The sequence below is a fragment of the Klebsiella quasipneumoniae subsp. quasipneumoniae genome (assembly GCF_020525925.1).
GTDB classification, from domain to species: Bacteria; Pseudomonadota; Gammaproteobacteria; order Enterobacterales; family Enterobacteriaceae; genus Klebsiella; species Klebsiella quasipneumoniae.
Map to the genome: position 1 here is coordinate 4,876,812 of NZ_CP084876.1, position 25,117 is coordinate 4,901,928.

The window sequence follows — 25,117 nt, forward strand, 5'->3', positions numbered from 1 at the left end:
AGAAAAATCTTGCCGCCTTTGCCCTGCCGGACTCTACACTTAGCTTAAAAGCCAGCAAGGAGCATACCATGCGTATCCTGCCGATAATCACCGCGGTCGCCGTCTCGTTCCTGTCTGTCGCCTGCAGCACCCCTGCCCCGCCGCCGGGCGTCACCGTGGTCACCCCCTTCGACGTTCAGCGCTATCTGGGTACCTGGTACGAAATCGCCCGCTTCGACCATCCTTTTGAAAGCGGGCTTGAAAAGGTCACGATCGCCTGGCAGCCGCGCGATGACGGCGGTCTGGACGTGGTCAATAAAGGCTATAACCCCGACCGCGACATGTGGCAGAAAACGGACGGGGTGGCGTATTTTACCGGCGAACCCAGCCGCGCCGCGCTGAAGATCTCCTTCTTCGGCCCCTTCTATGGCAGCTATAACGTCATTGCGCTGGATAAGGAGTATCGGTACGCGCTGGTCTGCGGCCCCGACCGCGACTATCTCTGGCTACTGGCGCGAGCCCCCACCATCGCCCCGGAAGTCAGGCAGCAGATGCTGGATATTGCCACCCGGCAGGGTTTTGATATCAGCAAACTGGTCTGGGTCAATCAGCGCTACAACTAGTGCGCGCTGATCTTCAGGCCAATGATGCCGACCACGATGCAGACAAGACTGGCGATACGCATAGCGCTGGCGGATTCACCTAACAGTACGATACCGGTCACAGCGGCGCCCACGGCGCCGATCCCCGTCCAGACGGCGTAAGCGGTACCCACCGGCAGGGTTTTCATCGCCCATGAAAGCAGCGCCATGCTGACGACCATCGCGACGATGGTGATGACGCTGGGAACCAGCCGGCTAAAGCCATGGGTATATTTCAGGCCGACGGCCCACACCACTTCCAGCAGGCCAGCGATAAATAAGACTATCCAGGACATAAGGCTCCTTTGCTGGGGCCGTCCCCGGATGAGAAACGCTTACGGGTCGTCCCGTAAGGTGGATGAAAAGTCGTAGTGAGTATATCCAACAGGATGGGGGAAGTGAAGAACGGTACGGCGCAAAACCGTACCGTCGAAGGCTGTTATTGCTGAGCTTTGGTTGCTGCGCCAGAGATTGCGCTGCCGCCCTCTGAAATATCCTGACCCACACCGCGCGTGGTGTTACAAGCGGTCAGTGCTGAAGAGAGGACCAAAACCGTAAAGAACGCTGCAATCGTTTTTTTCACCATAATGTCATCCTTAGTGTCAGTTTTGTTTTCATGCCCTATAAGCATAGACAAACCGTCCACAGATGAAGGGATCTTTGCGTTTTTTAAGAGAAAAGGAGTATTCGTGGAGGAAGCAGGCGCACCGCAAGGCGATCGCGGCAGGCGAAACGGAAGGAAGTCAGCTTACAGCGCGAGAGATGGCGTGACCCAGGCCCTGAATATCTTCACCGAAACCGCGGGCGGTATTGCAGCCAGACAGCAGTGCGCTGCTCAGAAACAGTAACGCCAGGAGTTTTACGCTGCGCTTCATGTGTCGTGCTCGTCGTGCCAGTACAGAAAGAGCGGCGCAGCACAGAGGCTGCGCCAGTCATCATGACGTGAAATTACTTCACGCGGGATACGTATTCGCCAGAGCGAGTATCCACTTTGATTACTTCGCCAATCTGGACGAACAGCGGCACTTTAACCACAGCGCCAGTAGACAGGGTCGCTGGTTTACCACCGGTACCTGCGGTGTCGCCTTTCAGACCTGGGTCGGTTTCAACGATTTCCAGCTCAACGAAGTTCGGCGGGGTGACCGCGATCGGCTGGCCGTTCCACAGGGTCACAATGCACTCAGCCTGATCCAGCAGCCATTTGGCATTGTCACCGATCGCTTTCGCATCAGCAGACAGCTGTTCGAAGGTTTCGTTGTTCATGAAGTGCCAGAACTCACCGTCGTTATACAGGTAAGTCAGGTTCATATCGACAACGTCCGCGCCTTCTGCAGAATCAGTAGATTTGAAGGTTTTCTCAACGCGGGTGCCGGTCAGCAGACGGCGCAGCTTAACGCGCGCAAACGCCTGGCCTTTACCTGGTTTAACGAATTCGCTGGCTTCTACCGCATAAGGTTCGCCATCTAACATGATTTTAAGACCAGCACGAAAATCGTTGCTATAGTAAGTCGCCATAAGGCCCTCTGAAATTGTTTAACTGGTAGCTAAGCCACAAAATGGCGCATATTGTAACCCTAAATACCCCATCCAGAGAAGATTGGATAACGCAACTTGCCAATGTTGTGACCAGTCCTGATGAACTGCTGCGTCTTTTAAATGTAGACGCTGATGAAAAACTGCTCGCCGGACGTGAGGCCAGACGCCTGTTCCCGCTGCGCGTCCCGCGCGCGTTTATTGCCAGAATGGAGAAAGGCAACCCTGACGATCCGCTGCTTCGTCAGGTACTTACCGCCGAAGAGGAGTTTATCGTCGCCCCCGGCTACTCCACCGATCCGCTGGAAGAACAGCACAGCGTCGTGCCCGGCCTGTTGCACAAATATCGCAACCGGGCCCTGCTGTTGGTGAAAGGCGGTTGCGCGGTCAATTGCCGTTACTGCTTCCGCCGCCACTTCCCTTATGCCGAAAATCAGGGCACCAGGCGCAACTGGCAGACGGCAATGAATTATATCGCTGAGCATCCGCAGCTTGATGAAATCATCTTCTCCGGCGGCGACCCGTTGATGGCGAAGGACCATGAGCTTGACTGGCTAATGACCCAGCTGGAAGCCATTCCGCACGTTAAGCGTCTGCGTATTCACAGCCGCTTGCCGATCGTGATCCCGGCGCGCATCACCGAGATGCTGGCCAGCCGCTTCCACCGTTCGTCGCTGCAGGTGATCTTGGTTAACCACGTCAACCACGCTAATGAAATTGACGGCGAGTTTCGCGCGGCGATGGCCATGCTGCGTCAGGCGGGCGTCACGCTGCTTAACCAGAGCGTGCTGCTGCGCGGGGTGAACGATAACGCGCAAGCCCTGGCCGATCTCAGCAATGCGCTGTTCAATGCCGGGGTAATGCCCTACTACCTGCACGTGCTGGACCGGGTACAAGGGGCGGCACACTTTATGGTCAGCGATGATGAAGCCCGTGAAATCATGCGTGAACTATTGACCCTTATCTCCGGCTATATGGTGCCGAAGCTGGCGCGAGAGATCGGCGGCGAACCCAGCAAGACGCCGCTGGATTTAGGACTGAAGCAGCGTTAGCTCTCCTCCCTTGTCTGCCAGGTCGTGCTGGCAGACATCTTAATATGAATACACCGCCAGGTTGGGACTAACATACTCGGCAATCCACTTTACCGTTACCTTCTCGATATAAACCCCAGCGGCGGCGTATTATCGATGTAACACGATCAGTACGATAACATTGATAACTATCATCACGACAATCAGCGCGATTAACCAGGTGGGAACTTTAAAGGTTATATGTAATCGTTCCGATACTTTCTCTGCCACCTTCACGCTATTTTCCCGCCTATCATTCTCCTGGATTGCTAAATTCACTGGTAGTGGAAGACTTAATTTATGGTCAATTTTCCCCGTATCATTGAAAATGACATCAGCAGTTTTACTACTGTGAAAATGCGTTAATCTTTCCCGATTCATATTCTCGCACTCTTCATCCGAGAGCGGGATAACTAAAGTATCCGGGGCGACGCTAAAGCCTTTTTGTCTGACGGTGATAATGATATCCTCAGATAGTCCGGCTTTGAGCAGCGATTTTCTCAACAAAGAGATATTTTGATAAAATGTATTTTGCGAAACTACCACTCCCCGTGTTTCCCATACAGCCGCCAGAAATTCATCCCGAGAAATCACTTTGCCGCAATTCTGCAATAGCAGCAGCAAGCATCTGGCGGTAGGCGCATTGAGGCTGATGCTCTCCCCATTCCCGGCAAGCGGTCGCAGCTCATTCATATTGGCATTAAATATAATCTCCTGATTAATTATACAGCCATTAAATAATGCAATATCATCCATATCCTTGCCCCACGCAACCCTATTATCCATAACAAAAATAAATAATCCCAGCTAAACCATGGCGTGAACATTATCGCTTCAGACAGAAGCGGGGTCAGTTCACATTGAACTTCAGCTTTGAGGATACCGCATAAAAAATGACAAGCGATAGTTATCTTGTTTAAAAGCCACATTTTCGGATTAAATTTATCTCAACCTAACTCAACATCTCATTAGAAAAGGTCATTATTAAATTCACGTGTGCTTCATCAAGAATTCACAAGCATTTTTTGCACCAGACTTTTAAATTACCCCCGCTTCTCCATGGTTCGCTATGGCAAGTGATATTGTAGCGTCGTTCAACAGGAAGGTAGGTTTCAGCACTATATAAGGAATGCTGGCGCTTATTTTCAATATCAATAGGAATGTATACTCCATTCCCATGATAACTGTTATCGATTCTACACAGGACTAAGTATCTATATATGGATTAATTAAATGAAAAAGACAATCGTAGCTGTAATGGTCGCTGCTTCTGCAGTTCTGAGTGCTCAGGTAATGGCAACCAACACCGCTCAGGTAACTGTACTGGGTGAAGTCTCTGATGCAGCTAACTCTTGCGTCGTGACTCCGACGGGTACCCTGAACAACGGTATCGTTCAGCTGATGACCGTGACCACTACCGAAGCGAATGCTGAAGCGGCTGGTGCTCTGTTTAAAACTCAGGACTTCGGTTTTGACGTGAAAGACTGCGCACAGGGTAGCGCCACTCCGGTTACTGCTGTAACCGTCAATGTGACCGGTGCCTCCAGCAACGCTAACATCCTGGACAACACCGCACCTGGCGGCGCTACCGGCATTGGTATCGGTATCCAGCGCGTACGTGATGCACACCGCGTAGGTTTCGACGGTTCTGACCTCATGACCGAAAGCTACACTGCAGCTGGCGGCACTCAGCTGAAGTACACCACTGGTTATGTGAAAGTGAACTCCGCGACTCCGGTTACCGAAGGTCCGGTTAAAGGTGTTGCGACCTTTACTATCGATTATACCCTCTAATTTTTCCCCGAAGGGCTCCGCTTCACGGCGGGCCCTTTTTCGCATTCAGAGAAAAACCATGTTCAGGAACTTATTAAATATCACCGCATCCTGTGCATTACTCCTCAGTAGTATTGCCCATGCTGGTATTGTGATTGAGTCCACCCGCTACCTCTATAAAGAAGGTGCGCGTGAAATCACCGCGCAAATCGAAAATAAAGATGACATCCCTTATCTGATTAAATCCTGGGTTGAAGCGCCGGCAGGGAAAACGCCCTCTTTTATGGCTACACCTCCGTTATTCCGCCTTGAGGGTAAGCAGCAGAATACCGTGCGTCTATTTTCTACCGGAAACGTCAATGCCCCGAACGACCGGGAATCCATATACTATTTTAACGTGATGGCCATCCCGCCGGCGGACGATGAGAAAGCCAACGCCAATACTATTCAACTGGCGGTCCGCCACCGCATGCGTCTGGTCTATCGTCCAAAAGCACTTTTCGACCTTTCTCCAAACATTGAAGCCAAAAAACTCGAATGGCGGAAATCAGGCACAAAACTGACGATTAAAAATCCAACACCGTTTTTCTTCTATTTCCATAGTGTTCAGATTGGTAGCAAAGAAGTGAAGCCGGAAGTCAACTCGGTCGCTCCAATGACGACCAAAGAAGTGACATTAAAAGAAAATATCAATGCCTCCAGCGTCAACTGGAAAGTAGTTAATGATTATGGCGGAGCAGGATCGCTCTATTCCTCATCGCTGTAATAAGAATTTTATTTTATCATTATAGGGATGTGTCTATGCCAAATAAGAATAATGGATTATTCAAACTATCCGCAGTCTTCCTCGCAATGCTTCCGGCATTGCTTTCTGGTTTGAATAATAAAGCGCAAGCACGTGACTTTTTCGATCCCTCATTCATTAGCTCATTGAATGGTAGCGATCCATCAACCACTCCCGACTTATCTATTTTCCAGACGCAGAACGCACAGGCGCCAGGGGATTATCGGGTAGATATCATGTTTAATGGTCGCTATCTGGATACCAGGACAATGAAGTTTGTTGCGAATAGCCGTGCCACTGGGAATAATCGAGAGCCCGCCCTGGTGCCCTGTTTGAGCCTGAAAACATTGGCAGAGTATGGCGTACGGGTTAAAGCCTTTCCCGAACTGGTCGAGGATAAAAACGGCTGCGCCAATCTTTCAGTCATCCCGGATACCAAAGCGGATTTCGACTTTACCGTCCAGCGCTTGAATATATCCATTCCGCAGGCGGCACTATCTACCACCGCACAGGGATATATTCCACCGGAACAGTTTGATGACGGCATCAACGCCCTGCTGGTGAACTATCAGTTCAGCGGCTCAAACGACATGCAGGCCAATGACGAATACTACAGCCTGAACCTGCAGTCTGGCCTCAACGTTGGCCCATGGCGTATCCGTAACCTCAGCACCTGGAATAAAAACAACGGTGGTGCGGGTGATTGGGACTCAGCCTATCTCTACATGCAGCGCAGCATTCGTCCCATCAACAGTAACCTGGTGATGGGCGAGAGCTCGTCACTCTCAGGCATCTTTGACAGTGTACCGTTTACCGGTATTCAACTGGCCACCGATACATCAATGTTGCCGGAAAGTATGCGCGGCTATGCGCCGATTATCCGTGGTATCGCCAAAACCAACGCCCGTGTCTTCATTAAACAAAACGGCTACCAAGTATACCAGACCTACGTGGCGCCTGGCGCGTTTGAAATCACCGATATGTACCCGAGCGGCGGTAGCGGCGACCTTTACGTCACCGTGGAAGAGTCCGACGGTTCTAAGCAGGAGTTTGTCGTACCGTTCGCTACGCTGCCGGTGATGGTCCGTGAAGATCAGCTGGAATATGAAATTACGTCTGGTAAATATCGTCCTTACGACGGCGGGGTCGATGAAACGCCCTTTACGCAAGCTACCGCGACCTACGGTGTCTCCAGCAGCCTGACGCTTTATGGCGGGGTGCAGGCCGCATCGCGCTATCAGGCGCTGTCAACAGGCCTCGGCTATAACCTCGGCGAGCTAGGCGCCGCCTCAGCAGACGTCACTCAGGCCTGGTCAAAAATGAAAGACGACGAAAAGACCTCTGGGCAGTCATGGCGTGTCCGTTACGGGAAAAATATTATCGAAACCGGTACAAACGTGACTATCGCTGGCTACCGCTATTCCACCCGCGGATTTAATACCCTCTCTGAAGTGTTAGATAGCTATTCTAATGACGGCAAGTATACTCCTCGCTCGCTGCGCAACCGCACCAATCTGACGCTGAATCAAAGCCTGGGTAAAGGCCTCGGCAGTCTGTCTATCAGTGGATTGATTGAAGATTACTGGGACGATAAGCGCACCAACAAGTCGATTAGCGTGGGGTACAACGGTGGCTTCCGCAATGTAAACTATTACCTCGGGTACAGCTATAACCGCTATACCTGGAGCGGGAATAACTCCGGGAAAGACGCCCAGGACGATCAACGTATCTCGCTGACCGTCACGCTGCCGCTGAGCAACTGGCTACCGGGCACCTATACCAGTTATCAGTTAACCAACAGTAATCCGGGGTCTACCGATCAGTCGGTCTCCATCGGTGGTAACGCGCTGGATAACGACAGCCTGGAGTGGAGCCTGCAGCAAGGATACAGCAACCGGGAATACTACAGCGGCGATATGCGCGCAACCTATAACGGTGCTCGCGGCAGCGTCAATGCCGGTTACAGCTACGATCGCGGTAGCGAGCGTATAGACTATGGGGCCAACGGCAGCATTGTCGCTCATGCCGATGGGGTCACGCTTGGTCAGGACATCACCGATGCCGCCGTACTGGTTAAGGCCCCAGGTTTGGATAACGTCAAGCTGACCAACGATAACACCATCACCACCGACTATCGTGGTTACGCCATCGTACCTTACGTTACGCCTTATCGTCGCACCGATATCACCCTCGATAGTACTTCGCTTGGCGAAGATATGGAGCTTCCGGAAACCACGCAGAGCGTCGTTCCGACACGCGGCGCCATCGTGCGGGCCAATTATGCCGGTAATATCGGCCAGCGCGCATTTGTCCATCTGAAAACGGCCAGCGGCCAGGACGTGCCTTATGGCGCGATGGTGCTGCTCGCCGGCGACAGCAAGTCGCAGCCAAGCATCGTCAGCGACGCCGGGATGGTCTATATGTCCGGCCTGCAGCAAACCGGAATACTTAACGTGCAATGGGGCAAAAGCGCGGCGCAGCAATGCAATGCTTCCTTTACTTTACCGGCCAGGGAAGGCAAAGCGTCTGGCATCAGTCAAATCGAAACGGTTTGTCGCTAATATCGACCAAGGAACAATAAAGAATGAGAAAAATACTTGTTTTTTTATGTCTACTATTTTGTTGTAGTGAGGTAGTTGCAAAATGTGATTATTTTGATTCTACTGGAACGGTGTTATTCAACCTAAGTCCGAAAATCGCAACGGATCCAACAATACCAGTAGGTACAGTTTTGTATACCAAAAAAGTCGGTACCGGGCACTATAAAACCTTTGAGTGTAATAAATTACTGGGGGATCAGTACATTGTTGATTCAACCGCACCTGAGGTGCCAGGCGTCACGGGTATCATGGGTAAGCCGGTTTATGAAACAGGGATTGATGGTATTGGTTTTCAATTTTCAGATATTCTGGACAGCAAACATGGGTCAATTAAACCAGCAGTTGCTCAATCAATGATTGTACCTATAAAGAGATCTAATGATGATTATAGATTCATGACGGTATGGTTAATCAAAACGAAGCCTGTCATTGATACATCCGGTGTCAGTACCAATCCGGTATTTAAATTCTCTGCGGGTAACTTAAACACCAACCCCAGGCCATCTGACCGCCTTTTGCTCACAGCGACCCTAAAGTTTAAGAGTATTTCGTATAAAGCAACCTCATGTGATATTTCAGTATCAGGGCCTAGCCAAATCACCCTGAATACAATTGAAAAAAATACATTAATGTCAATCCCTCGGGGCGGCACAACCCCATCACAGAAAACTATCACAATGGACGTTTCATGCCCAGCGGGTTCAATTGGTAATAAACTTTACTATTGGTTTAACCCAGTTGGTGGCACCAGCCCTGCGGGGAATGGTATCATCGATAATCTGCTAACAGGAAGCGGAGCAGCAAGCAACGTTGGCATTATCTTCAAAAAAGATAATAGCCCGGTTATATTTTATGATGCAGAGACATACAGTTTTGCCAGCGCTCAAGCATCGCAACAATTTAAATTCACCGCCGATTATTATCGAATGAGCGATAATAGCGCTGAAGTCACGGCCGGGCATGTAAAAGCGATGCTTGAGGTGGTTATTCAGGAAGAATAAACAAAATTACAATCGCATAAAAGGTGGATAATGATATCCACCTTTTTAATTCCCTTGTGAATAACCAAATGCACTGTAATATGTAAATGTGTAAAAATAAGGAGATATCATCGGGAGCACATCAATAATAACAGAGTGATTTCACATTCTAAAATGAATTGCTAAGTCGTGAAGCTAAAAGTATTGAGAATTAATCGAGCATAAATTTTAAATTTCATCAACAATTCACATTAAGTTGAGTTGATTCATACTACAGCAACGACTATCTTCTCTGCGGACCAACTTCTGGTCTGGAATGAATATATAATTTTAATTTTAGTTAAAGGACTAATCATGCATCAATTAACTGTATTTGAAATGGAAGAAATTTCTGGTGGCGCGCTGACTGATACTTTATCTGATATCGCAACCTGGGCTTTTCAAGAAGTTAGCGCCATCGCGCTTGGGGCTTCTCTGGGAGCTCTTGCAGGTACAGCATTTGCAGGCCGCTGGGGTGGCGTAAGCGGTGGTATCTTTGGTATCGGCTCCATCGGGCAGGGCGTGGGAATGATCGCCGGGGTTATCCTTGGTGGTGTTTGCTTTGGTATTGCAGCAGGTGTTGTCGGTTGGGATTTGACCCTCGAGTATGCAAAAATGGGCGTTGGTGGCGTGTTCGACGGCACCTTTAATTTCTGGAGCAACTAAGTTTTAGCGCTCATAACTGATTCAATATTTTGTTGACATCAGCCGACTATTAAATAAGGCCTGGAGTTTCAGGCCTTTTAACTTCTCGTAAGTGAATACCATGTTGAAAAAAATCTATCGCAAGGAAGCGATCGAATACAAAAAGCATCACTGGAAAGGAAAGGCTTTGCTGCTAGCAGGGCTTCCAGCATGGCTTATTGCATTACTTTCTTTTGCCTTTTTAGCCATTCTAATAACCACCACAATATTTTGTACCTTTACCCAACGCATTGATGTTCGTGGGGAAGTTATTACTTTACCTCATTCTGTCAATGTTTATGCGCCACAGCAAGGGTTTGTTATTTCCCAATATGCAAAAGTCGGTGACCTTGTCGCCAAAGGACAGTCTTTATATGAAATTGACATCTCCCGAAATACAACAACAGGCAACGTCAGTACGGCGCAAATAGAAGTCATTAATGAAAAGATTGCGAACGCTGAAGATATCATCACCAAACTTTCTCATAATAAAGAAGAAACTCGCTTATCTTTAGATAAACAGCTAAAAACCATCAATGATTCGTTAAAAGAAACTAACCGCATGCTGGTTAATGCGCAGACTGGTTTAAAGAAAATGCATGATAATCTTTCCAGTTACGATAAATATCTTCGTGATGGCCTTATCACCAAAGATCAGTATAACTATCAGCATTCATTATACTTTCAACAACAGAGTACCTATCAGTCTTTGGTCAGTCAGAAAATGCAACTGGAATCCCAGGTAACCCAGTTAAATAGCGATAAAATCACAAAAACGGCAGATTTTGACAACCAAATATCATCTCAGGAAAACCAGATTAATGATTACAAAAACCAGTTGGTTGAATCAAATGCCAATGGTAATGTCATTATTAAAGCAACCACAGAAGGACGCATTGAATCGCTGGCTGTAACAAAAGGACAAATGGTCGACAAAGGCAGCAGTTTAGCGCAAATCAAACCCACTGGTGATATAGAATATTATCTTATTTTATGGTTACCTAATAATAGCATACCTTATGTCAAACCGGGTGATGTCATTAACATCCGCTATGATGCTTTCCCATCCGATAAATTTGGGCAATTCCCGGGAAAAATACTTTCAATATCTTCGGTCCCGACATCCCGACAGGAACTGTCTGAATACACTAATGTTAATAATGGAACGAATCAGCAGGAACTGGCACTCTATAAAACCATTGTCAAAATTGAAAACAAAACCTTTAATTACAATGGTAAAACGCTTTCGCTTTCGAATGGACTGAAGGCTCAAGCCGTTGTATTTCTCGAAGAGCGCCCACTTTATATGTGGATGTTTACCCCTGTGTATAAGATAACTCAAAGCATTACTGGGCCAATCCATGACTAACGAATTGTTCAAAACCATTGTTGCAAAACTAAATTTTTCTCTGGTTAACAAAACGCCTGTTATTCTACAGTCAGAATCATCGGAATGTGGAGTTGCCTGTCTGGCGATGGTCTGTGGTTATTATGGGTTAAATATCGATTTATTTAATTTTCGTCAACGATTCGGTAGCCCCTCACAGGGCTCCTCACTGCTGTCTCTAAGCAAAACAGCCGAGCAGGCTGGTTTAAAAAACCGTGCGCTAGCGCTCGACCTCGATGAAATAAAACAGCTTAAGCTTCCCTGCATCATCCACTGGGGAATGAACCACTATGTAGTCCTTACAAAAGTAAAGAAAAACGGATTTGTGATTCACGATCCCGCGCTGGGTAAACGAATCATTGGCATCAGTGAGATGTCAAATAATTTTACCGGCGTTGCGCTTGAACTCTGGCCTGATCATAACTTCCAACAAGAGGAGGCGAAATCCCGTTTACGACTCCTGGATTTAATGCATAAAATTGTTGGTTTAAAATCGGCGCTGATTAAGATCTTTGCTTTCTCTGTTGTGGTAGAAGCGATTGGCCTCCTGTTGCCTATTGGTACACAGTTAGTAACTGACCATGTCATTATGGCGCACGATGAAAGTTTACTCTCTGTTATTTGTATTGGTTTAATATTTTTCACGCTATTCCGCACGTTTATTAGCATGCTCCGAGCATGGACGTCGTTAACGTTGAATACGTTGACAAACATTCAATGGAAAACAACGCTATTCGATCATTTGGCAAGTTTGCCATTATCTTTTTTCGAGAAAAGACACTTAGGTGATATCCAGTCTCGTTTCTCGTCTCTGGATACCATTCGTTCAATTTTTACCAACAGTATTGTCACTGGCATCATCGATTCGATAATGACGATCGGTTTGTTAGTCATGCTGACATTATATGGCGGCTGGTTAGTCTGGGTCGTCATTGGTTTTACCGTCTGCTATGCGATTATGCGCTTCGCTACCTATAGTTTTTATCGACGCGTAACGGAAGAGCAGGTCGTTAAAGGGGCGCGTGCTAACTCTCACTTTATGGAATCACTTTATGGCATTTCCACGATCAAAGCATTAAATTTAAAAGAACGTCGCTCGCAGCATTGGCTGAATCTTAACGTTGATGCCAGTAACGCAGGTATTAAGCAAACTCGCTTTGATATGATGTTTGGTGGGATTAATACCTTTATCACCTCTATCGATCAGGTGGTGGTACTGTGGTTGGGTGCCATTATGGTAATTGATAATGAGATGACGCTCGGTATGTTTATGGCATTTAATGCTTATCGAGGCCAGTTTTCTCAACGTGCATCGAATCTCATTGATTTGGTGATGCAGCTTCGTATGCTCTCGCTTCATAATGAACGTCTATCTGAAATCGCCTTTAGCGAACCGGAAAAAGAACTTCCATCCCGACGTGTGTTTACAGCAAACACCGGCGTGAAACTTGAAGTTAGGAACCTGAGTTATCAATACGATCCTTTTTCACAACCCATTTTTACCAATCTGAATATAACGGTTGCCCCAGGCGAGTCTGTCGCGCTAATTGGCCCATCTGGCGTTGGCAAAACCACGCTGTTGAAAGTCATGTGCGGTTTGCTTTCACCTGACTCCGGCGAAATACTGGCGGATAATCTGGAGATTCAAAAAATTGGCTTAAATAACTATCGTCTCGGTATCGCCTGCGTACTTCAGGAGGATCGTCTCTTTTCAGGTTCACTTATCGATAATATCAGTGGTTTTGATGATAACCCCGATTTGGAATTCGTAATGGAATGTGCCAAACATTGCAACATCCATGATGAAATCATGAAGATGGCGATGGGATACGAAACCATTGTCGGCGAACTGGGGCTGGGCATTTCCGGCGGTCAAAAGCAGCGTATCCTGATCGCTCGTGCTTTGTACCGTAAACCGAGTATTCTGTTTATGGATGAGGCAACTAGTCACCTGGATCTCAGAAATGAGTCGGTCATCAATCAGTCGATTTCAGCGTTAAGTATCACCCGAATTATTGTCGCGCACCGGCCATCAACCATTGCATCAGCCGATCGCGTTATTGACCTCTCACAATCGAAGTCGATGGCTACCGCTTAATAAAGGAGAAGATTATGCAAGGAACGTTTATTGGTTTTAATACTGCAGGAATTACTTTTGAAGAGCGTTTCCTGGCGCTGTTACTTAAGGTCAAGAAAGCGAATGATACCTGTGAGATTTTCTATCTTCAGGCACCCGTATTATCCGACCTGCTTCTGATATTGCAAAGTAGAATGGCCTTAATTTTTCAGCGACTTGAAAATAAAGGCGAGGCTTACAAAGATGAGATTATCGCTTATAACGAAACACTCGTAACCCATATCCCCACGGTAGAAATGGCTGAAATACAACAGCCTTCTCCTGAGCGGCGTATAATGTCTATTACGCTTAAACCTGGCGAAACGCAGTCAACGCTGATCCTGGTATTTCAGGATGAGCAAATTAAGACGTTAACTATTGATGACCGACAGGTTGAAGCCCTGATAATCGGTATTCAACAGGCATTAAAAACAGTCGGCGATCAGGAACTTATCCAGTATTTAAGTTCAAATATGGATTTTTTAATGTGCTACAGCGTCGACTTAACTACTCAGCCGAATATTGATTACCAGCAGTATCCCCAGGAAGAATGGAAGCTAAACCTGTTTTCCCATTATCTGGGCGTGCTCTATTGCTGCGAGACGGACGAAGGCAAGAAAATTGTCTCCGGAGCGGTGGTAAAAACCAGTGCGCCACATTTATCTGAAATGGAAAACAGCGTGGTAGTACGCCTTATTGAGAAAAGCCCCAAGCTTAAGGCGATGCACACGGCGCTGGCGCCATGCCAAATCTTCAGTACCATTATTCCTTCCCAGCCAGGAAGAATGCTCAGCCTGGAAGAGTGTCTGCGTCCCCTGCATGCCTTCTATCTGGAGAAGAAAGCGGAGCTTAACGCCTGACCCTCTTCTACCGGTCACGCCTCTCTCTACGCTCGCAGAGAGAGGCATCGCGCATCAGTTCGGACACTTATAAACCTGGCCGTTCATCTCGCTGTCGGTGGGCACAAAGCTCGACAACAGATTTTGCGTCGGGCTGCTGACGCCATAAATCACGTTGCCGCCCATGGCTGCCGCCTGGTTACGCAGGGCGTTAGCCGCACCGCGCATGGAGCCACCCTCATCGCCATTCTGGCCGGAGAGCCAGTTGCTCTGTTTACCCGTCGCGGTCCCTAACAGCTGACACTCTGCGCCCGGCTTATCCTGCACGAAGCGCACATTCTGGCCGGCAGAGGTTAATTCATTGCTGGAACTGCAACCTGCCAACAGTAAGGCTGCGCCGACAATCCCTGCTAAATATTTTACCTGCATGTTAATCCCCATGATCGATGAGCTGGACGCACTGGCCCGGATGTAAACCTGTCATCCTTCAAACTGCGTCGGCATGAGCCGCTTTCATTCCTTAGCCGGTCGCGCTAGTTAGTCGCTTCCGATACGGAGGTGCTTGCCGCTCTGATGCAGCTTAAATGATTTTTATGTATAAGCCTTATACTAAAAAGCGCGCCAAAAGAAAAACCCCCAGCCATTACTGGCCAGGGGTTTCTGCTTTTTTATGCCGTAGAGCGCACGATTACATCATGCCGCCCATACCGCCCATGCCGCCCATACCGCCAGCAGCACCTAAATCAGGCGCATCGCCTTTCGGCAGGTCGGTCACCATGCACTCGGTGGTGATCATCAGGCCAGCCACGGAAGCCGCGTACTGCAGTGCAGAACGGGTGACTTTGGTTGGGTCCAGGATACCGAAGTCGATCATGTTGCCGTATTCTTCAGTTGCCGCGTTATAACCGTAGTTACCGTCGCCGGCTTTCACGTTGTTCGCCACAACAGACGGCTCTTCACCGGCGTTGGACACGATCTGACGCAGCGGCGCTTCCATTGCGCGCAGCGCAACTTTGATACCGACGTTCTGATCTTCGTTCTGACCGGTCAGGCCAGCGAGTTTCGCTGCAACGCGAACCAGCGCTACGCCGCCGCCAGCCACCACGCCTTCTTCAACCGCAGCACGAGTGGCGTGCAGGGCATCGTCGACGCGTGCTTTTTTCTCTTTCATTTCAACTTCGGTTGCCGCGCCGACTTTGATTACGGCAACGCCGCCAGCCAGTTTAGCGACACGTTCCTGCAGTTTTTCACGGTCGTAGTCGGAGGTTGCTTCTTCGATCTGCTTACGGATCTGAGCAACGCGGCCCTGGATTGCGGATTCTTCGCCAACGCCATCGATGATGGTGGTGGTGTCTTTGTTGATAACCACGCGTTTCGCCTGGCCCAGGTCTTCCAGAGTCGCTTTTTCCAGCTCCATACCGATCTCTTCAGAGATAACGGTACCGCCAGTCAGCGTCGCGATATCCTGCAGCATGGCTTTACGACGGTCGCCGAAGCCCGGCGCTTTCACCGCAGCCACTTTCACGATGCCGCGCATGGTGTTAACCACCAGGGTCGCCAGCGCTTCGCCTTCAACGTCTTCAGCGATGATAACCAGCGGTTTGCCAGCTTTCGCTACGGCTTCCAGAACCGGCAGCATTTCGCGGATGTTGGAGATTTTTTTGTCAGCAAGCAGGATGAACGGGCTTTCCAGCTCAACGGCGCCGGTGTCCGGCTTGTTGATGAAGTACGGAGACAGGTAGCCGCGGTCGAACTGCATACCTTCAACCACGTCCAGTTCGTCTTCCAGACCGGTACCGTCTTCAACGGTGATCACGCCTTCTTTGCCAACTTTATCCATCGCTTCCGCGATCAGTTTACCGACGGTTTCGTCGGAGTTAGCGGAGATGGTACCTACCTGAGCGATAGCTTTGGAGTCAGAGCACGGAACGGACAGCGCTTTCAGTTCTTCAACAGCGGCAACGACAGCTTTGTCGATACCACGTTTCAGATCCATCGGGTTCATGCCTGCAGCAACGGCTTTCAGGCCTTCGTTCACGATAGCCTGCGCCAGCACGGTTGCGGTGGTGGTGCCGTCGCCTGCCGCGTCGTTCGCTTTAGAGGCAACTTCTTTCACCATCTGCGCGCCCATGTTTTCGAACTTGTCTTCCAGCTCGATTTCACGTGCAACGGAAACACCATCTTTGGTGATGGTCGGCGCGCCGAAGGATTTGTCCAGAACCACGTTACGGCCTTTCGGGCCCAGGGTCACTTTAACTGCATCTGCCAGTACGTTTACGCCGCGCAGCATTTTAACACGAGCGTCGTTACCGAATTTTACGTCTTTTGCTGCCATTTCTTATATTCCTCAAATTCGTTCAGGGTCGTGCGAATTAAGCTTCAACAATTGCCAGGATGTCGCTTTCGGACATGATCAGCACTTCTTCGTTGTCAATCTTCTCAGTCTTCACGCCGTAGCCATCGTTGAAAATCACGATGTCACCAACTTTAACGTCCAGCGGCTGCACGGTCCCGTTTTCCAGGATGCGGCCTTTACCGACAGCGATGATTTCGCCACGCGTTGACTTAGCTGCTGCAGAACCGGTCAGAACGATGCCGCCCGCAGATTTGGTTTCAACTTCTTTACGTTTGACGATCACACGATCATGTAACGGACGAATACTCATTGATAGCTCTCCTTCGAGAAAGTCATTATCAGTTATGGGTGACGCCGGGCCGAACGCGGTTTACCGGCTAGTGCAGAGAGAGATGGGGATGGCCATTTCCCGCTTCAAGGGCAAAATTAAAAAAAAATTTTTACCTTTGCGCTGGCGCGCAAAAAGCGGCGCCACCGGGCAACCGGTCATAAGGAAAAGCGATTGTGATACTCTCTTTCTTTTCACTGGCGCAGGATGGAATCATGAGTGGTTTAAAACAGGAGTTAGGGCTGGGACAGGGAGTCGGGTTGCTTTCCACCTCACTGCTGGGCACCGGCGTTTTCGCCGTTCCGGCGCTGGCGGCGCTGGTCGCTGGCGATAACAGCCTGTGGGCATGGCCGTTGCTTATCCTCCTTGTTTTTCCGATTGCCATCGTCTTCGCCCTGCTGGGCCGCCATTTCCCCAGCGCGGGCGGCGTGGCCCACTTTGTCGATATGGCCTTTGGCCCACGTCTGGCCAGCGTCACCGGCTGGCTGTTTTTATCGGTTATCCCGGTCGGACTCCCTGCCGCCCTGCACATCGCCATCGGCTTCGGCCAGGCGCTGTTCGGCTGGCATGATGCGCAGCTGCTGCTGGCGGAGCTGGGTACCCTGGCCATCGTCTGGTGGGTCGGTTCACGTGGCGCCAGCTCCAGCGCCAACCTGCAGACGCTGGTTGCCGTGCTGATCGTGGCGCTGATCGTCGCCGTCTGGTGGCGCGGCGGGATAAGTCCGGCGCAGATCCCCTTCCCCGCCCCGGCGGAGATCGACCGCGGCCAGCTCTTCTCTGCGCTGTCGGTGATGTTCTGGTGCTTTGTCGGCCTGGAAGCCTTTGCCCACCTCGCCTCGGAGTTTAAACACCCCGAGCGCGATTTTCCCCGCGCGCTGATGATAGGCCTGCTGCTTGCCGGTTCGGTCTACTGGGCCTGCACCGTGCTGGTGTTGCACTTCCACGCCTTTGGCGTGGAGATGGCGGCGGCGGCGTCATTACCGAATATCGTGGTCCGCCTGTTCGGCGTCGAAGCGCTGTGGGTGGCCTGCGTCATCGGTTACCTCGCCTGTTTCGCCAGCCTCAACATCTATATTCAGAGCTTCGCCCGCCTGGTCTGGTCGCAGGCGCAGCATAAGCCACAGAGCTACCTCGCGAGGCTGTCGCCGCGGCAGATCCCACGCAACGCCCTCAACACCGTGCTGGGCTCCTGCGTGGTCAGCACCTTGTGTATCTATTTTCTCGATATCAATCTGGACGCGCTGATCGTCTATGCCAACGGCATTTTCATCATGATCTATCTGCTGTGCATGCTGGCGGGCTGTCGTTTGCTGCGCGGGCGCTATCGGCTGCTGGCGGCGGTGGGCAGCATTCTCTGTCTGCTGCTGCTGGCGATGGTCGGCTGGAAGAGTCTGTACGCGCTGGTGATGCTGGCGGTGCTGTGGTTGTTTTTACCGAGACGTAAGCTGGCGACAGGAAGCGCATAGGCGCAAAAAGAAAGCGGCCCGGTCGCGTCTGCAGACCGGGCCGATAAACGTTAATCGCGGCGATCGTCCTTGTGGTCCAGACGGTCGCGCTGTTCATCCTTGCGCTGGTATTCCCCTTCGAAGGTCTCTCCGCCGCCAGTCCCGGCGCTAAAGCCGCCACCCGGCATCCGGCTGAAGCGCAAATGCGGCATCAGCTTCATCGTCAGGTGCTTCTGCACCGGGGGCAAAAGCAGCAGCAGGCCGAGGAAGTCGGTAAAGAACCCCGGGATCAACAGCAGCAGGCCAGCGATAATCAGCGAGACGCTCTTGATCATCTCCGCCGCCGGGCTCTCGCCCGCGGCCATCTTCTGCTGCATCAGCAGGAAGTTTTTGAAGCCCTGGTTGCGCACCAGCGACATCCCCACCACCGAGCTAAAGATCACCAGGATCAGCGTCATAAAGACGCCCAACACGTGCGCGACCTGGATAAAGATCGATATCTCAATGTAAACGTAAAGAAAAAAGGCAATAAACGGAATCCAACGCACCGGCGTCTCCTTCATCGACAGGCGCCGAATTCGGCCCCCGTAGTCATCAATTTGCTGATCGCATCCCACTAAGATGGGGATGCTGAGCGCCTTTTCAATCAGCGGAAATGCTTATTTTTTCCAAGAATAGGAAAGCGGTGACCCATTTCACAGATTAATAAATCTTCTCACACCCGCGATGTAATAAGTGATCAAGCTTACTGATATTCGCTATCATCAGCATATGATCTTGGGCACCGGGCCGGTTAAGGAAATAATCGTCGGCCAGAAAATATACTGAATCCTGGATATTCTGTGTATTTGGTGAATTCATTGGCAGCTTGAAAAGAAGGTTCACATGTTAAACAACATTCGTATCGAAGAAGATCTGTTGGGCACCAGGGAAGTTCCCGCGGACGCTTACTACGGCGTTCATACTCTGCGAGCGATTGAAAACTTCTACATTAGCAACAGCAAAATCAGCGACATACCAGAATTCGTGCGCGGCATGGTGATGGTGAAGAAAGCCGCCGCGCTGGCGAACAAGGAGCTGCAGACCATTCCCAAAAGCGCGGCAAATGCGATTATCGCCGCCTGTGACGAAGTCCTGAATAACGGCAAATGCATGGACCAGTTCCCGGTCGATGTCTTCCAGGGCGGGGCCGGCACCTCCGTAAACATGAACACCAACGAAGTCCTGGCAAACATCGGCCTCGAGCTGATGGGCCACCAGAAAGGCGAATACCAGTACCTGAACCCAAACGATCACGTCAACAAATGCCAGTCCACCAACGATGCCTACCCGACCGGATTCCGCATTGCGGTGTATGCCTCTATCCTCAAGTTAATCGATGCGATTAAGCAGCTGGGCGAAGGTTTCCAGGCGAAAGCCGAGGAGTTCCAGGACATCCTCAAGATGGGCCGCACCCAGCTGCAGGACGCGGTGCCGATGACCCTCGGTCAGGAGTTCCATGCCTTCAATGTGCTGCTCAATGAAGAGACCAAAAGCATTCTGCGCACTGCGGAGCTGCTGCTGGAAGTGAACCTTGGCGCAACCGCCATCGGCACACGCCTCAACACCCCGGACGGTTATCAACAGCTGGCGGTGCAGAAGCTGGCGGAAGTGAGCAACTTACCGGTCGTTCCGGCGGAAGATCTGATTGAAGCCACCTCGGACTGCGGGGCGTACGTCATGGTTCACAGCTCGCTGAAACGCCTGGCGGTGAAACTGTCCAAGATCTGTAACGACCTGCGCCTGCTCTCTTCCGGACCGCGCGCGGGCCTCAACGAAATTAACCTGCCTGAGCTGCAGGCTGGCTCTTCTATTATGCCGGCGAAGGTTAACCCGGTGGTGCCGGAGGTGGTCAACCAGGTCTGCTTTAAAGTGATCGGCAACGACACCACGGTGACCATGGCCTCAGAAGCCGGGCAGCTGCAGCTGAACGTGATGGAGCCGGTGATCGGCCAGGCAATGTTCGAGTCTATCCACATTCTGACCAACGCCTGCTACAACCTGCTGGAGAAATGCGTCAACGGCATTACTGCCAACAAAGCGGTGTGCGAAGGTTACGTCTATAACTCCATCGGCATCGTCACCTACCTCAACCCGTTTATCGGCCACCACAATGGCGATATCGTCGGCAAGATCTGCGCCGAAACCGGGAAGAGCGTGCGGGAAGTGGTGCTGGAGCGTGGGCTGCTGACGGCGGCGGAGCTGGATGACATTTTCTCCGCGCAAAACCTGATGCATCCCGCTTATAAAGCGAAGCGTTATACCGATGAAAGCGAACAGTAATCTTTCCGGATAGTCATTCAAAGGCATGTCAGCGATGACATGCCTTTTTGCTTTTTAGTTTTACTAAAATACAACAATCCAATATCAACTTGTTAAAAAACAAGGAAGGCATATATGTTTGGTGCAGAACTGGTTATTGTCCTGCTGGCGATTTATCTCGGCGCCCGGCTCAGCGGCATCGGTATCGGCTTTGCCGGTGGCCTTGGCGTCCTTGTCCTGACGCTTATTTTTCAAATTAAACCGGGTGCGATCCCCTTCGACGTTATTGAAATCATTATGGCGGTGATTGCCGCTATCGCCGCCATGCAGGTCGCAGGCGGAATGGATTACCTGGTCAGCCTCGCCGAACGGATGCTGCGTCGCCACCCGAAATATATTACCTTCCTTGCCCCGCTGGTGACCTGGTTTATGACCGTACTCGCCGGCACCGGCCATACCGCCTTCTCCACGCTGCCGGTGATCACCGAAGTGGCCAAAGAGCAAGGCATCCGTCCGTCCCGTCCGCTATCGATTGCGGTGGTGGCCTCCCAGATAGCGATCACCGCTTCGCCCATCTCCGCCGCGGTAGTGTTCTTTGCCGGGATCCTGGAGCCGCTGGGCGTTAGCTACCTGATGCTGCTGGCCATCTGTATTCCGGTCACCCTGCTGGCGGTGATGCTCACCGCTATCGTCTGCAATTTCCTCGGCTGCGAACTGAAAGATGACCCGGTTTACCAGGAGCGGCTGGCCAAGGGTGAGGTCAGACTGCGCGGCAGCCAGGTGTTTGAGCTGAAGCCGCACGCCAAACGTTCCGTTCTGCTGTTTCTGATCGGCATCGTGGCGGTGATGTTCTACGCCACGGCCATCAGCGATACCGTCGGTCTGATCAAAAACCCGGTACTACCGCGTAACGAGGCGATCGTGGTGTTTATGCTGACCATCGCCACGCTGATCAGCATCACCTGCAAAATCGACACCGGCGAAGTGCTCAATGCCAGCACCTTTAAGTCCGGCATGAGCGCCTGCGTCTGCGTGCTCGGCGTCGCCTGGCTGGGGGATACCTTCGTTAAAGCGCATATCAGCGATATCCAGGCCGTGGCCGGCGACCTGCTGCATAACTACCCGTGGCTGCTGGCGGTGGTGCTGTTCTTTGCCGCCACGCTGCTCTACTCGCAGGCGGCCACCACCAAAGCGCTGATGCCCGCCGCGCTGATGCTGGGCGTGAGCCCTCTCACGGCCATCGCCTCGTTTGCCGCCGTCTCCGCCCTTTTCGTTCTGCCGACCTACCCCACCCTGCTGGCGGCGGTCGAAATGGATGACACCGGCTCCACCCGCATCGGTAAATACGTCTTCAACCACGCCTTCCTGATCCCCGGCGTCATCGCCATTACGCTGTGCGTGATCCTCGGGTTTATTTTTGGCGGCATCATGCTGTAAATCTCTTCAAATTCGGGCCAGATCCTGGCCCGTTTCGTTAATCCTCCCCACCTTGCGTGCTATAGTGCCTCTTTTCGCTGATACGAGGTTCATGATGACTACGCCTGATGCTGTTGTTGTGCTCTGTACCGCGCCGGATGAAGCGACCGCCCAGGATCTGGCGGCAAAAGCGCTGGCCGAAAAGCTGGCCGCCTGCGCCACGCTCCTGCCGGGCGCCACCTCGCTCTATTACTGGGAAGGGAAGCTGGAGCAGGAGTATGAAGTTCAGATGCTGCTCAAAACCGATCTTGCCCATCAGCAGGCGCTGCTGGACTGCCTGAAGTCTCACCACCCGTATCAAACCCCTGAACTGCTGGTTCTGCCCGTCACGTATGGAGACAACGATTACCTCTCATGGCTTACCGCATCTTTACGCTGATCCTGCTGCTGTGCAGCGCGTCAGCCACCGCCGGGTTATTCGACGCGCCGGGGCGCTCGAACTTTGTGCCTGCTGACCAGGCCTTCGCCTTTGACTTTCAGCAGCAACAGCATGACCTCAACCTGAGCTGGCAAATCAAGGATGGTTACTATCTTTATCGTCAACAGTTTACCTTCCGCGCCGCCGGGGCGACGATCGCCGAACCGGCGCTGCCGGCGGGCGAGTGGCATGAGGATGAGTTTTACGGCAAAAGCGAGATCTTTCGTCAGCGCCTGACTGTCCCGGTCACGGTGAAGCAGGCGGACAAAGACGCCACCCTCACCGTCACCTGGCAGGGCTGCGCCGATGCCGGATTCTGTTATCCGCCGGAGACCAAAGTGATCCCGCTGAGCGCCGTGCTGGCGGCTTCGGCAGATGGCCGGGCGACCACCATTGCCCCTGCGCCGCCGGCGAGCAGCCGTCCGGCGTTCAACCCGCCGCTGCCGGTTGAGCCGCGTCCGGCCCCGGAGGTCGCCACTTCACCTGCGCCTGCCTCAGCGCCGCCCGCTGACGCCCCCGCCCGCCTGCCTTTCACCGCCCTGTGGGCGCTGCTGATAGGCATTGGTATCGCCTTCACCCCCTGCGTGCTGCCGATGTATCCGCTGATTTCCGGCATCGTGCTGGGCGGCAAACAGCGGCTTTCCACCGCGCGCGCCCTGCTGCTGGCCTTTATTTATGTCCAGGGGATGGCCTTAACCTATACCGCGCTGGGGCTGGTGGTGGCCGCCGCCGGGCTGCAGTTCCAGGCGGCCCTGCAGCACCCGTATGTGCTGGTGGGTCTGTCGGCAGTGTTTATACTGCTGGCGCTCTCCATGTTCGGCCTGTTCACGCTACAGCTGCCCTCCTCGCTGCAGACCCGGCTGGCGCTGCTCAGCAATAAGCGCCAGGGCGGCTCGCCCGGCGGAGTCTTTGCGATGGGCGCGATTGCCGGGCTGATCTGCTCCCCCTGCACCACTGCGCCGCTGAGCGCCATCCTGTTATATATCGCCCAGAGCGGTAATCTGTGGCTGGGCGGCGGCACGCTGTACCTCTACGCGCTGGGCATGGGCCTGCCGTTGATTCTCGTCACCGTGTTTGGCAACCGTCTGCTGCCGAAGAGCGGCCCGTGGATGAGCCATGTGAAGACCGCCTTCGGATTCGTGATCCTGGCTCTGCCCGTTTTCCTGCTGGAGCGCATCCTCGGCGACCAGTGGGGATTACGTCTGTGGTCAATGCTTGGCGTCGCCTTCTTCAGCTGGGCGTTTATCACCTCGCTGGGCGCGACCCGGCCGTGGATGCGGCTGGCGCAAATCATTCTTCTTGCCGCCGCGCTGGTTAGCGCCCGTCCGCTGCAGGACTGGGCGTTTGGCGCCCCGGCGCCCGAGCAGCAGGCGCATCTGTCCTTCACCCGCGTCAGCTCGGTGACCGAGCTTGATCGGGCGCTGGCGCAGGCAAAAGGCCAGCCGGTGATGCTCGATCTCTACGCCGACTGGTGTGTAGCCTGCAAAGAGTTTGAAAAATACACCTTTCGTTCACCTGACGTGCAGCAGGCGCTGAAAGGCGTCGTGTTATTACAGGTTGATGTGACAAAAAACAGTCCGCAAGACGCCGCGCTGCTGAAGCGCCTGCAGGTGCTCGGTCTGCCGACGATCCTGTTCTTCAACGCGCAGGGCCAGGAACAACCCGACCGGCGGGTCACCGGCTTTATGGATGCTGCGGCATTCAGCGCCCATTTGCGCGATTGGCAAGCGTGAGCGACACTTTAGGAGGAAAGATGGAGGAGAACACCGTGCTACGTGAAGACGTCCTGGCAGAAGCCATTAAAATTCTTGAAATTGAAGGTATCGCCAACACGTCGCTGGAGATGGTCGCTGAGCGCGTGTCCTGTCCGACGAGCGACCTGAAACGCTTCTGGCCCGATCGCGAAGCGCTGCTCTACGACGCGCTTCGCTATCTGAGCCACCAGGTGGATGCCTGGCGCCGTCAGCTGCTGCTGGACGACACCTTAAGCGCAGAGCAAAAGCTGCTGGCGCGCTATAGCGCGCTTACCACCTGCGTCAGCAACCAGCGCTACCCCGGCTGTTTATTTATCGCCGCCTGCACCTTCTATCCGGATGCCCAGCACCCGATCCACCAGCTGGCGGAACAGCAGAAGCAGGCTTCGCTGGCCTACACTCATGAGCTGCTGACCCAGCTGGAGGTGGATGATCCGGAAATGGTCGCCAAGCAGATGGAGCTGATTGTCGAGGGCTGTCTGAGCCGTCTGCTGATCAAGCGTAGCCAGACGGATGTCGATACGGCGCGGCGGCTGGCAGAAGATATTCTGCGCTTCGCCCAGTGCCGTATGGGCGGGGCCTTAACCTGATTCTGATATCCTAACCGCCACGTC

The 25,117-nt window shown here is 52.1% G+C and carries 25 protein-coding genes; 16 read left to right on the forward strand and 9 right to left on the reverse strand.

Going from position 1 to position 25,117, the window contains the following annotated elements; all coding sequences use genetic code 11:
* Positions 1 to 68: 68 nt before the first annotated feature.
* Positions 69 to 602, forward strand: coding sequence for a lipocalin family protein (locus LGM20_RS23380; RefSeq protein ID WP_032454621.1), 534 nt, complete (start codon positions 69 to 71; stop codon positions 600 to 602).
* Here the strand turns inward: LGM20_RS23380 and sugE are convergent.
* From sugE to efp, 4 genes are all read right to left on the reverse strand, one after another.
* Positions 599 to 916, reverse strand: coding sequence for a quaternary ammonium compound efflux SMR transporter SugE (sugE, locus tag LGM20_RS23385; protein WP_004206425.1), 318 nt, complete (start codon positions 914 to 916; stop codon positions 599 to 601). The genes LGM20_RS23380 and sugE overlap by 4 nt on opposite strands.
* A 143-nt stretch (positions 917 to 1,059) precedes the next feature.
* Positions 1,060 to 1,206 (reverse strand): lipoprotein toxin entericidin B, encoded by a 147-nt coding sequence (gene ecnB, locus LGM20_RS23390; RefSeq protein ID WP_004206423.1) that lies wholly within the window; start codon positions 1,204 to 1,206, stop codon positions 1,060 to 1,062.
* 157 nt (positions 1,207 to 1,363) lie between these two features.
* Positions 1,364 to 1,495, reverse strand: coding sequence for an entericidin A/B family lipoprotein (locus LGM20_RS23395; protein ID WP_004206422.1), 132 nt, complete (start codon positions 1,493 to 1,495; stop codon positions 1,364 to 1,366).
* 73 nt (positions 1,496 to 1,568) lie between these two features.
* Positions 1,569 to 2,135 carry an elongation factor P gene (gene efp / locus LGM20_RS23400; RefSeq protein WP_004206421.1) on the reverse strand — a complete coding sequence of 189 codons (567 nt, stop codon included), beginning with the start codon at positions 2,133 to 2,135 and terminating at the stop codon, positions 1,569 to 1,571.
* A gap of 41 nt (positions 2,136 to 2,176) precedes the next feature.
* On the opposite strand from efp, the gene epmB reads away from it, so the two are divergent.
* Positions 2,177 to 3,205, forward strand: coding sequence for an EF-P beta-lysylation protein EpmB (epmB, locus tag LGM20_RS23405; protein WP_044525181.1), 1,029 nt, complete (start codon positions 2,177 to 2,179; stop codon positions 3,203 to 3,205).
* 129 nt (positions 3,206 to 3,334) lie between these two features.
* On the opposite strand, the gene LGM20_RS23410 is transcribed toward epmB, so the two are convergent.
* Positions 3,335 to 3,979: a winged helix-turn-helix domain-containing protein gene (locus LGM20_RS23410; RefSeq protein WP_044525214.1), complete on the reverse strand. Its 645-nt coding sequence runs from the start codon at positions 3,977 to 3,979 to the stop codon at positions 3,335 to 3,337.
* A 477-nt stretch (positions 3,980 to 4,456) separates the two neighbouring features.
* Here LGM20_RS23410 and LGM20_RS23415 point away from each other — a divergent pair, with 477 nt between their 5' ends.
* From LGM20_RS23415 to yjeJ, 8 genes are all read left to right on the forward strand, one after another.
* Complete coding sequence (locus tag LGM20_RS23415; protein ID WP_004206418.1) at positions 4,457 to 5,017, forward strand: fimbrial protein; 561 nt, start codon at positions 4,457 to 4,459, stop codon at positions 5,015 to 5,017.
* Between the two features lie 58 nt (positions 5,018 to 5,075).
* Positions 5,076 to 5,762: a fimbrial biogenesis chaperone gene (locus tag LGM20_RS23420; protein ID WP_004206417.1), complete on the forward strand. Its 687-nt coding sequence runs from the start codon at positions 5,076 to 5,078 to the stop codon at positions 5,760 to 5,762.
* A gap of 35 nt (positions 5,763 to 5,797) precedes the next feature.
* A complete protein-coding gene (locus LGM20_RS23425) occupies positions 5,798 to 8,341 on the forward strand; it encodes a fimbria/pilus outer membrane usher protein (protein ID WP_044525180.1) in 2,544 nt (847 codons plus the stop codon).
* 23 nt (positions 8,342 to 8,364) lie between these two features.
* The gene (locus LGM20_RS23430; protein ID WP_044525179.1) at positions 8,365 to 9,381 is read left to right on the forward strand and encodes a fimbrial protein; all 1,017 of its coding nucleotides are present in this window, start codon (positions 8,365 to 8,367) and stop codon (positions 9,379 to 9,381) included.
* Between the two features lie 333 nt (positions 9,382 to 9,714).
* Complete coding sequence (locus LGM20_RS23435; protein WP_044525178.1) at positions 9,715 to 10,065, forward strand: hypothetical protein; 351 nt, start codon at positions 9,715 to 9,717, stop codon at positions 10,063 to 10,065.
* A gap of 100 nt (positions 10,066 to 10,165) precedes the next feature.
* The gene (locus LGM20_RS23440) at positions 10,166 to 11,452 is read left to right on the forward strand and encodes an HlyD family secretion protein (RefSeq protein WP_044525177.1); all 1,287 of its coding nucleotides are present in this window, start codon (positions 10,166 to 10,168) and stop codon (positions 11,450 to 11,452) included.
* Positions 11,445 to 13,568: a peptidase domain-containing ABC transporter gene (locus tag LGM20_RS23445; protein ID WP_044525176.1), complete on the forward strand. Its 2,124-nt coding sequence runs from the start codon at positions 11,445 to 11,447 to the stop codon at positions 13,566 to 13,568. Before LGM20_RS23440 ends, LGM20_RS23445 begins: the two co-directional genes overlap by 8 nt.
* Before the next feature lie 14 nt (positions 13,569 to 13,582).
* Positions 13,583 to 14,446 (forward strand): YjeJ family protein, encoded by an 864-nt coding sequence (yjeJ, locus tag LGM20_RS23450; RefSeq protein WP_044525175.1) that lies wholly within the window; start codon positions 13,583 to 13,585, stop codon positions 14,444 to 14,446.
* A gap of 54 nt (positions 14,447 to 14,500) precedes the next feature.
* On the opposite strand, the gene LGM20_RS23455 is transcribed toward yjeJ, so the two are convergent.
* From LGM20_RS23455 to LGM20_RS23465, 3 genes are all read right to left on the reverse strand, one after another.
* A complete protein-coding gene (locus LGM20_RS23455; RefSeq protein WP_044525174.1) occupies positions 14,501 to 14,854 on the reverse strand; it encodes a DUF4156 domain-containing protein in 354 nt (117 codons plus the stop codon).
* A gap of 259 nt (positions 14,855 to 15,113) precedes the next feature.
* Entirely contained in the window at positions 15,114 to 16,760 is a 1,647-nt protein-coding gene (groL, locus tag LGM20_RS23460; protein ID WP_023291693.1) for a chaperonin GroEL, read from the reverse strand.
* Positions 16,761 to 16,797: 37 nt separating this feature from the next.
* A complete protein-coding gene (locus LGM20_RS23465) occupies positions 16,798 to 17,091 on the reverse strand; it encodes a co-chaperone GroES (RefSeq protein WP_004152420.1) in 294 nt (97 codons plus the stop codon).
* A 233-nt stretch (positions 17,092 to 17,324) separates the two neighbouring features.
* Here LGM20_RS23465 and yjeH point away from each other — a divergent pair, with 233 nt between their 5' ends.
* Entirely contained in the window at positions 17,325 to 18,575 is a 1,251-nt protein-coding gene (yjeH, locus tag LGM20_RS23470) for an L-methionine/branched-chain amino acid transporter (protein WP_044525173.1), read from the forward strand.
* 50 nt (positions 18,576 to 18,625) lie between these two features.
* Here the strand turns inward: yjeH and LGM20_RS23475 are convergent, their stop codons facing one another.
* Positions 18,626 to 19,102, reverse strand: coding sequence for an FxsA family protein (locus LGM20_RS23475; protein ID WP_023291691.1), 477 nt, complete (start codon positions 19,100 to 19,102; stop codon positions 18,626 to 18,628).
* A gap of 337 nt (positions 19,103 to 19,439) precedes the next feature.
* Between LGM20_RS23475 and aspA the strand changes: the two genes are divergently transcribed.
* The 5 genes from aspA (at position 19,440) to LGM20_RS23500 (ending at position 25,093) form a co-directional block, all read left to right on the forward strand.
* Positions 19,440 to 20,876, forward strand: a complete 1,437-nt coding sequence (gene aspA / locus LGM20_RS23480; RefSeq protein WP_004177762.1) for an aspartate ammonia-lyase — start codon at positions 19,440 to 19,442, stop codon at positions 20,874 to 20,876.
* A 114-nt stretch (positions 20,877 to 20,990) separates the two neighbouring features.
* Positions 20,991 to 22,292, forward strand: a complete 1,302-nt coding sequence (locus tag LGM20_RS23485; RefSeq protein ID WP_044525172.1) for an anaerobic C4-dicarboxylate transporter — start codon at positions 20,991 to 20,993, stop codon at positions 22,290 to 22,292.
* 94 nt (positions 22,293 to 22,386) lie between these two features.
* Positions 22,387 to 22,710, forward strand: coding sequence for a divalent cation tolerance protein CutA (gene cutA / locus LGM20_RS23490; protein ID WP_004206404.1), 324 nt, complete (start codon positions 22,387 to 22,389; stop codon positions 22,708 to 22,710).
* The gene (locus tag LGM20_RS23495) at positions 22,686 to 24,482 is read left to right on the forward strand and encodes a protein-disulfide reductase DsbD (protein WP_044525171.1); all 1,797 of its coding nucleotides are present in this window, start codon (positions 22,686 to 22,688) and stop codon (positions 24,480 to 24,482) included. Before cutA ends, LGM20_RS23495 begins: the two co-directional genes overlap by 25 nt.
* 35 nt (positions 24,483 to 24,517) lie before the next feature.
* Complete coding sequence (locus LGM20_RS23500; RefSeq protein ID WP_032429251.1) at positions 24,518 to 25,093, forward strand: transcriptional regulator; 576 nt, start codon at positions 24,518 to 24,520, stop codon at positions 25,091 to 25,093.
* Positions 25,094 to 25,117 lie beyond the last annotated feature (24 nt).